7 protein-coding genes and 1 pseudogene are annotated in these 8,118 nt (G+C 69.0%); 6 read left to right on the forward strand and 2 right to left on the reverse strand.

Features of this window, described 5'->3' with window-relative positions:
• Nucleotides 1–676, forward strand: a 676-nt coding sequence (locus tag ACR2JA_RS15925) for a calcium-binding protein (RefSeq protein ID WP_434010052.1), incomplete at its 5' end; no start/stop codon positions are given.
• A 132-nt stretch (nt 677–808) separates the two neighbouring features.
• A pseudogene (arsC, locus tag ACR2JA_RS15930) lies at nt 809–1,153 on the forward strand (arsenate reductase (glutaredoxin)); the annotation flags it as partial.
• 3 nt (nt 1,154–1,156) lie between these two features.
• Here the strand turns inward: arsC and ACR2JA_RS15935 are convergent.
• The gene (locus ACR2JA_RS15935) at nt 1,157–2,002 is read right to left on the reverse strand and encodes an AraC family transcriptional regulator (RefSeq protein WP_434010053.1); all 846 of its coding nucleotides are present in this window, start codon (nt 2,000–2,002) and stop codon (nt 1,157–1,159) included.
• A gap of 98 nt (nt 2,003–2,100) precedes the next feature.
• Here ACR2JA_RS15935 and ACR2JA_RS15940 point away from each other — a divergent pair, with 98 nt between their 5' ends.
• The 4 genes from ACR2JA_RS15940 (at nt 2,101) to ACR2JA_RS15955 (ending at nt 6,694) form a co-directional block, all read left to right on the forward strand.
• Nucleotides 2,101–3,321 (forward strand): MFS transporter, encoded by a 1,221-nt coding sequence (locus tag ACR2JA_RS15940; protein WP_434010054.1) that lies wholly within the window; start codon nt 2,101–2,103, stop codon nt 3,319–3,321.
• 143 nt (nt 3,322–3,464) lie between these two features.
• Complete coding sequence (locus ACR2JA_RS15945; RefSeq protein WP_434010055.1) at nt 3,465–5,174, forward strand: thiamine pyrophosphate-binding protein; 1,710 nt, start codon at nt 3,465–3,467, stop codon at nt 5,172–5,174.
• 164 nt (nt 5,175–5,338) lie between these two features.
• Nucleotides 5,339–6,025, forward strand: a complete 687-nt coding sequence (locus tag ACR2JA_RS15950) for a helix-turn-helix transcriptional regulator (RefSeq protein WP_434010056.1) — start codon at nt 5,339–5,341, stop codon at nt 6,023–6,025.
• An 18-nt stretch (nt 6,026–6,043) separates the two neighbouring features.
• Nucleotides 6,044–6,694, forward strand: a complete 651-nt coding sequence (locus tag ACR2JA_RS15955) for a Crp/Fnr family transcriptional regulator (protein ID WP_434010057.1) — start codon at nt 6,044–6,046, stop codon at nt 6,692–6,694.
• 24 nt (nt 6,695–6,718) lie between these two features.
• Here the strand turns inward: ACR2JA_RS15955 and ACR2JA_RS15960 are convergent.
• Nucleotides 6,719–8,118 (reverse strand): S8 family serine peptidase (locus tag ACR2JA_RS15960; protein ID WP_434010058.1); only part of this gene is annotated, 1,400 nt, incomplete at its 5' end.

Below are 8,118 nucleotides of genomic sequence, written 5' to 3' on the forward strand. Positions count from 1 at the left end.
CTTTGGTGATGATCTGTATCAGGTCGACAGCATCGGTGACACCGTCGTGGAGTTGCTTAACCAGGGTATCGATACCGTGGGCAGCTCGATCAGCTATACCCTCGGCGCCAATGTGGAGCACTTGATTCTGCGAGGTTCCAGCGATTTGAATGGTGCTGGCAACGAACTGGGTAACCGCATCACCGGCTCCATCGGTAACAACCTGCTTGAGGGTCTCGCCGGAAACGACACGCTGTTTGGTGGCGCTGGCGATGACACCCTGCTGGGTGGAACCGGAACGGATTCGCTGGTGGGGGGCGAGGGCAATGACGTGCTGATCGGTGGATCGGGTCGCGACACCCTGACAGGCGGGCTTGGCGCCGACCGGTTCGTGTTCACTCAGGGCGATAGCGGCTCGCTGGGTTCGCACGATGTCATCACCGACTTCCGGCGTGCACAGGGTGACGTCCTGGATCTCAGCCAATTCGACATCAACCCGGTGGCTCCTGGTGTCCAGAACTTCGTGTTCAACCCTTTGGCACCGGTTCTGGGAAAGGACGCCACAGGGTGGCTGCACTTCGCCGACGGCAAGCTCTACGGCAGCACGGACGCGGACATCGATGCCGAGTTTGTCATCGAGCTCACCGGCGTGACGTCTTTGCGCGTCACAGACCTTGTGTTGCAGGACATCCTGTGAACCTGAGATGAGCGTTGCAGGCGTTCGCCTGCTGTGAGTGGTAGGAGCCCGAGCAGACCTGCAATGGTCTGTTCGGGCTTTTTTATGGGCAGTCATGGGTCGGATGCACGTGCGTTAGCATGCTGGCCCACCATGATCATCACCATCTTTCACAACCCGGCCTGCGGCACCTCGCGCAACGTGCTGGCGCTGATCCGCGAGGCCGGCATCGAGCCCGTGGTGGTGGACTACCTCAAGACCCCCTACACCCGCGAGCAGCTCACCGGGCTGCTGCAGGCCATGGGCCTGCGCCCGCGCGAGGTGCTGCGCACCAAGGGTGATCTGTACACCGAACTGGGCCTGGCCGATCCGGCGCTGAGCGATGCGCAACTGCTGGATGCGATGCTGGCGCACCCGGTGCTGGTGGAGCGTCCCATCGTCGTCAGCCCCAAGGGCACCCGCCTGTGCCGACCGAAGGAGCGGGTGCTCGACCTGCTCTGATCAGGCCGCGGCGCCCGGCCCGAAGCGCGTGGGCGGCTGCCCCAGTGCAGACCGGAACATGGCGGTGAAGGCGCTGTCGCTGGCATAGCCGCTGGCCGCGGCCACCTGGCTGACGGGTGTGCCGCGCGCCAGCATGGGCAGGGCGTGGGCCAGCACCACCTGCTGGCGCCAGCGCTGGAAGCCCATGCCCAACTCCTCGCGGAACAGGCGCGCCAGCGTGCGTTCGCTGGCGCCGCTGTGGGTGGCCCAGTCGGCCAGGGTGGCGTGCAGGGCAGGAGCGTTCATGACCGCTTCGCACAGCGCGCGCAGGCGCCGGTCGCCACGCTGCGGGTCGGGCATGGGCACGCCCAGTGGCTGGGTCGGGGCGTGTGCCATCTCGGCCAGCACCAGGGTGGCCAGCGCCTGCTGCTGGGCCGCCTGGCTGGCGTGGTGCGGCTGGTCCATGGCCAGCACCAGTTCGCGCAGCAGCGGTGACACGACCAGCACCCGCGAGGTGCGCCAGGCATCGGGCACTGCTGACGCATCGACGTACAGCGTGAGCAGTTGCGAGGCCTCCAGCATGGTCACCGCGTGGCGTGCCAGCGGCGGGATCCACACCGCCCGCGATGGCGGCACGATGCTGGTGGTTTCGCAGGCGGGGCCACCTGGGTGCGGGTCGGCCGCCACCGTCACCTGCAACAGGCCGCTGGCGCAGTAGGCCAGCTGTCCCCAGGCGTGGTGGTGCGGTTCGATCTGCGTGTCGTGCCCCATGGCGCGGGCGCGGCAGCGCACGGGGCGTTGCGGGTTGGGCTGGTAGGGGTCGGTATCGCCGACCGGGACGGCCTGGCGCTGGCGGCGGTTGTGCATGAGGCGGTGGATGGTGGGCGGGTGCTTTGGCGGAAATTCGACAGGACTTGTCTTTTTATCGCAAAACAACCGGCACCGCAGCGCCTAACATGCCGCCGATGAACACCGCCACCCTCGACGCCAGCGCGCCTGCCAACCCCGTTCCCCTGCAACAGGATGCCGCCGTCATCGGCCTGGTGGGCCTGGCGCACGGCACCTCGCACTTCTCGCACCTGTTGCTCGCGCCGCTCTTCCCGATCTTCATGCGCGATTTCGGCCTGAGCTACTCCGACGTCGGTCTGCTCATGACCATCTTCTTTGTCATCTCGGGCTCGGGCCAGGCCATGGCCGGTTTTGTGGTGGACCGCATCGGTGCCCGGCCGGTGCTGTTTGCTGCGATCAGCTGCTTCCTGCTGGCGGCACTGGCCGCGTCCATCGCCACGGGCTACCCGGGTCTGGTGCTGGTGGCGGTGCTGGCGGGCCTGGGCAACGCGCCGTTCCACCCGGCGGATTTCACCATCCTGAACCAGCGCGTGTCGCCGCCGCGGCTGGGCCATGCCTTCAGCGCGCACGGCCTGACCGGCAACCTGGGCTGGGCGCTGGCGCCGGCGTTCCTGGTCGGCATCACCGCGCTGGCCGACTGGCGCACCGCCTACCACGCGGCGGCGCTGCTGTACGTGGGCGTGCTGGCGCTGCTGTTCTGGCAGCGCGACAAGCTGCTCACGCAGGTGCACGTGCGCCACGCCGATGCGCCCAAGGGTTCGGACACGGCCTTCCTCAAGCTGCCGGTGGTGTGGTGGTGCTTCTCGTTCTTCCTGCTGTCCACCATGACGCTGGCGGTGGTGCAGAGCTTTGCGCCGTCCATCCTCAAGGCCGTGCACGGCGTGAGCGTGGAGGCTGCCACCCTGACCATCAGCGCCTACATGCTGTGCGGCGCCTTCGGCATGCTGGTGGGTGGCTTTGTGGCCGCCTACACCAAGCAGAGCGACCGCGTGGTGGCGCTGGCCATGAGCGCGGGCGCCGTGCTGCTGCTGGTCTGCGCCACCGGCTGGCTGGGCGCCACCGGCACCATGGTGGCACTGGCCGCCACCGGTTTTGCGGTGGGCGTGGGCGGGCCCAGCCGCGACATGATGATCAAGAAAGCCACGCCCAAGGGCGCCACCGGCCGGGTGTACGGCACGGTGTACTCGGGGCTGGACGTCGGTTTTGCCGTTTCGCCCCTGGTCTTCGGTGGCTTCATGGACCGCGGCTGGTACGCCGCCACGCTGGCCGGTGCGGCCGTGGTGTTGATGGTGTCGGTGTACGCCGCCGTCGGTGTCGGCCGCAGAACAAGCTTGTGAAACACCCCAGCCGCGCTGCGCGCGACCCCCTCAAGGGGGCGACACCAGCTGTCCGGCAAAGCCGGCCCGGCGGTGTCTCTCGCCAGACTTCCGCTGGCTTCGCGCAGTGCATTCCGAGTTGACGGCGCAGCACAATCGGCCGCATGACCACCGAATTCACTCCCCGACTCGCCGGCCACCTGCTCGTTGAATGCCTGATCGCCCAGGGCGTCACCCACGCTTTCGGTGTGCCGGGTGAGAGCTATCTGGCCGTGCTCGACGGCTTCCACCAGCACGCTGACCGCATCCGCTTCGTGATCAATCGGCAGGAAGGCGGCGCGGCCTTCATGGCCGAGGCGCAGGGCAAGCTGACCGGTCGGCCGGGTGTGTGTTTCGTGACCCGAGGGCCGGGTGCGACCAATGCCTCCATTGGGCTGCACACCGCTTTCCAGGACTCGACACCGATGGTGCTCTTCGTGGGTGACGTGGCCAGCGACGCGCGCGACCGCGAGGCCTTTCAGGAAGTCGACTTTGCCGCCTTCTTCGGTCCCAGCACCAAAGGTTTTGCCAAGCGGGTGGAGCGCATCGACGACGCCCGCCGCATCCCCGAATACGTGGCCCGCGCCTTTGCCACCGCCATGAATGGCCGGCCCGGACCGGTGGTGCTGGTGCTGCCCGAAGACATGCTGACGCAGACCGTGGACGCCGCACCGCTGCCCCGCGTGGAGCCGGTGCAGGCCTGGAGCGATCCCGGTGCGCTGCGCGAGTTGCGCACACTGCTGCTGGCCGCCCAGCGGCCGCTGGTGATCGCCGGAGGCGGGGGCTGGACGCCGCAGTCAGCCGCGGCCCTGCAGCGCTTCGCCGAGAACTGGCAGCTGCCGGTGGCCAACGCCTTTCGCTTCCAGGACTGCTTCGACACCCACCACCCCAACTACGCGGGCGACATCGGCCTGGGCATCAACCCGGCGCTGGCCGCGCGCGTGCGCAGCAGCGATCTGATCATCGCCATCGGACCGCGCCTGGGCGAAGCCACCACTGGCGGCTACACGCTGATCGAGGCACCGGTGCCGCGGCAGAAGCTGGTGCACATCCACGCCAGCGGCGAGGAACTGGGTCGGGTGTACCAGCCGACGCTGGCGATCAACGCCACCATGAACGCGGCGGCGCGTTCGCTGGAGGTGCTGACCGCGCCGCCGACGGTGGTGTGGTCCGAATGGACGGCGGCCTGTCATGCCGACTACGAAGCCAATGTGGACGTGGCCAACGGCGGCGTCACGCTGCCCGGCGCCATCGACATGCCGGCGCTCATTCACACGCTGCAGCGCCACCTGCCGGCCGATGCGGTGCTCACCAACGGTGCTGGCAACTTCGCCAGCTGGCTGCACCGCTTCTACCGATACCACGGCCTGGCCAAGGGCCACAAGACGCAGCTCGCCCCCACCAACGGGGCCATGGGCTACGGCGTGCCGGCGGGCATCGCCGCGGCCATCCTCACCGGTCGGGTGGCCTTCACCATCGCAGGCGACGGCGACTTCCTCATGAACGGTCAGGAGCTGGCCACGGCGGTGCAGCACGGCGCCAAGTCCATCGTCCTGCTGCTCAACAACGGCACCTACGGCACCATCCGCATGCACCAGGAGCGCGAATACCCCGCGCGCGTGAGCGGTTCCGACCTGCGCAAACCCGAAGTCTGCGCACTGGCTCGCGCCTACGGCTACGCGGCCGAGCGGGTGGAGCACACCGCCGACTTTGAAGCCGCGCTGCTGCGCGCGCTGACCGCCCCCTGCGGCACGATGATCGAAGTGCCGCTGAGCGAAGAGGTCATCACCACGCGTGGCACGCTGTCGGACATCCGCCTCAAAGCGCAGTCCTGACCGGGTGCCCCCGGCGGCGCCACAGCGCCCGGACATACCGCACGCACCGGTCGGTTTTGTGTCTGTTTGGTGAACAGATCACAAAACGGCGGGGAACCCGGCGCTACGGCGCGCCGCCCTGGCTGCCTACAGTTCTCCCATCGTCAACGCACAGGAGAAGCACCATGTGGACAGCACCCGCCAACGGCATCGCCAGCACCCCGGTCCCGGGCATCGGTCATGTTCAGCAGGGCCTGGAGCAGGCGCTGCTCATGCGTGTCATGGACGAGATCGACTACGGCGTGCTGGTGATCGACGCCCAGGGCCGCCTGCGCCACGCCAACCACCTGGCGCGCCACGAACTGGCCAGCCAGCGCCTGGTCATGAGCCAGGGCGGCATGCTGCTGGGGGTGAACACCGAGCTGAGCGAACAGATCCAGCTGGCCCTGGAGCTGTCCCTGCGCGGCCAGCGTCGCCTGCTGTTGCTCAAGAACGAGGCCAAGACCCAGCACCTGTCGCTGGCATTTGTGCCGCTGACCCATCCGCTTGAAAACGATGCGCCCACCGTGCTGGTGCTGCTGCAGCGCCAGAACGCGTGCGAAAACGTTTCGGTGCGCATGTTCGCGCGGGCCCAGAACCTCAGCCCCAGCGAAGAGGCGGTGATGATGGCCCTGTGCCGCGGCTTGTCGATCCCCGAGATCGCGCAGGAGCACGGCGTGGCCCAGTCCACCGTGCGCAGCCAGATCAAGGCGCTGCGCGAAAAAACCGGCAGCGCCAGCATCCGCCACTTGCTGCAACGCATCAACAGCCTGCCCCCCATGGTGTCGGCCTTGCGGGCGGTTTCGCCGGTGTCGCACAATGCCATGGCCTGAGACCAGCCATGCGCCTTGATGCCCCACGACAACGCCAATCCCTCTGACCCCGTTTCCACCGCCCACATCGAAGCGCTCGCCGCAATGGGGGTGCCGCGCCGCTACCGGCGCGGCACCTTGCTGATCCAGGAAGGCGAGACCGGCGACACCCTCTACATCGTGCTGCAGGGCCGGCTGCGCGCCTTTCTGGGGGACGATAACGGCAAGGAACTCACCCTCGGCACCTACGGCCCGCTCGAATACGTGGGCGAAATGTCGCTGGACGGCGGGCCACGTTCGGCCAACGTCGAAGCCACCGAAGCCAGCACCTGCTCGGTCGTCTCGCGCGCCACGCTGCTGGCCTACATCGCAGCCCACCCCGAATTCGCGCTCGAACTTATGGGCCGCCTGATCCGCCGCGCCCGTCTGGCCACCGAAAGCGCGCGCAGCATCGCGTTGATCGACGTGTACGGCCGCCTGGTGCGCCTGCTCAACCAGCTGGCTGGCGAGGCCGACGGGCAGGGCGTGCGTGCCTTGCGCGAGCGCATGACCCACCAGGAACTGTCCCAACACCTGGCCTGCTCGCGCGAAATGGTCAGCCGCCTGCTCAAAGACCTGGAAACCGGCGGCTACATCGCCGTGCGCGAGCGCCGCCTCCACCTGCTCAAGCCCCTGCCTGCGCGCTGGTAGGCAGGGTCTGCGCGGTTCGCGCGGTCAGCGGGTGCTGTCCAGCCACAGGCGCGCCACCTGCGGCGCGGCCATGCTGGTGCCCACCATGCGCACCGCGGCGGCGCTGCGCGTGCCGGCGGCCCGCACACCCCACAGCGTGGCGTGTTCGTCGCTCACGGCAAAACGGTCGGGCACTTTTTGCACACCGGTGCGTTCGGGGCGTGCGGCATCGGGGTCCGGGCTGCGCGGGCTGTAGCGCGCCATCGGGTCCATGCAGCTGTCAAAGTAGCGCACACCGCCCACCGACAGGGTGTTGGCACCCGTGGCCAGGTCGTTGAACGTGCCGCTGCGGCGCACCGGCGTCGGGTCGCCCGGGTGGTCGATGAAGCTGCCCAGCCCGCCGCTGGTGTCGTAGCGGCGGTCCTGCAGGTACGACTGGCGCGCGCCGGTCTGGGTACCGCGGATCTCGTCGTCGCGCTCGATGTACGCGTCCAGCACCACGGTGCGGGGGCCGCGGTTGGTCACGGTGATCTGCCAGACGCCGGGCGCGCTGCACACCGTTTCTTTGAAGCAGCGGGCGGTGGGTGCCACGGCCACCAGGGCGCAGGCACCCGGCGCGCCCAGCGCCGAGGTGGGTGGGAACAGCAGGGCGCACTGCGGTGCAGTGGCCGAGGGCCAGACACCGGTGTCTCCCACGGCCCGGGCGGGCAAGGCGGCTTGCCCGGGGGGCGTCAGCGTGATCTGCACGCCCTGCACTGGGGCGGCGGGTTGCTCGGTGTCCTGCAGCCAGCATTCCAGAAAGCTCTGGCTGTGGTCGTCGGGCTGTACGCGCCAATGCAGCGTGACCGACTCGCCTGGCGCGAGCGAGGCATTGGCGTGGGTCCGGGCCTGGTAGGCGTTGCCCGCGGGCACCACCAGCTGCGCGTTCAGTCCGCTGGCGGCCACCAGTTGCGACAGGGCCGACTCGATCATCGACGAGCCGTTGTGCGCCCCGGCCAGGGCACCCCAGCTCAGGTTGATCACCACGGTGGCGTCGTCCGCGCAGCGCGCGAGCGCCCAGGCCAGGGCGTCGAGCACGCTCACGTTGAGTGCACCGCCGGAACTGTCGGCCGCGCTGGCCCAGTCCAGCTGCGCCACCAGCAGACGGGCGCGGCTGCCGGCGTCATGGGCCGGGCGCCAGTCGGGCGGGCTGTCTTCGTGGCCGATGGTGCGCACCGGGATGCGTGGGCCCGCCGCCAGGCTGGCCACGTGGGTGCCGTGTTGCTCGGCGTGCTGCGGCTCCCACAGCTGCAAGTGGCGGTAGAGCGCGTCCTCGTCCAGCCGGCCGCGGCGGCTGCAGTGGGCGATGGCGGCGCCGATCTGCGCCTGGTCGAGTTCGTGGCCGTAGCCGGTGTCGCCGGGTGTGGGTCCGGCGCGGCGCGGGTCCAGTGGTGCCGGGCGCCGCG

The sequence above is a fragment of the Hydrogenophaga sp. genome (assembly GCF_051007235.1).
GTDB lineage: Bacteria > Pseudomonadota > Gammaproteobacteria > Burkholderiales > Burkholderiaceae_C > Hydrogenophaga.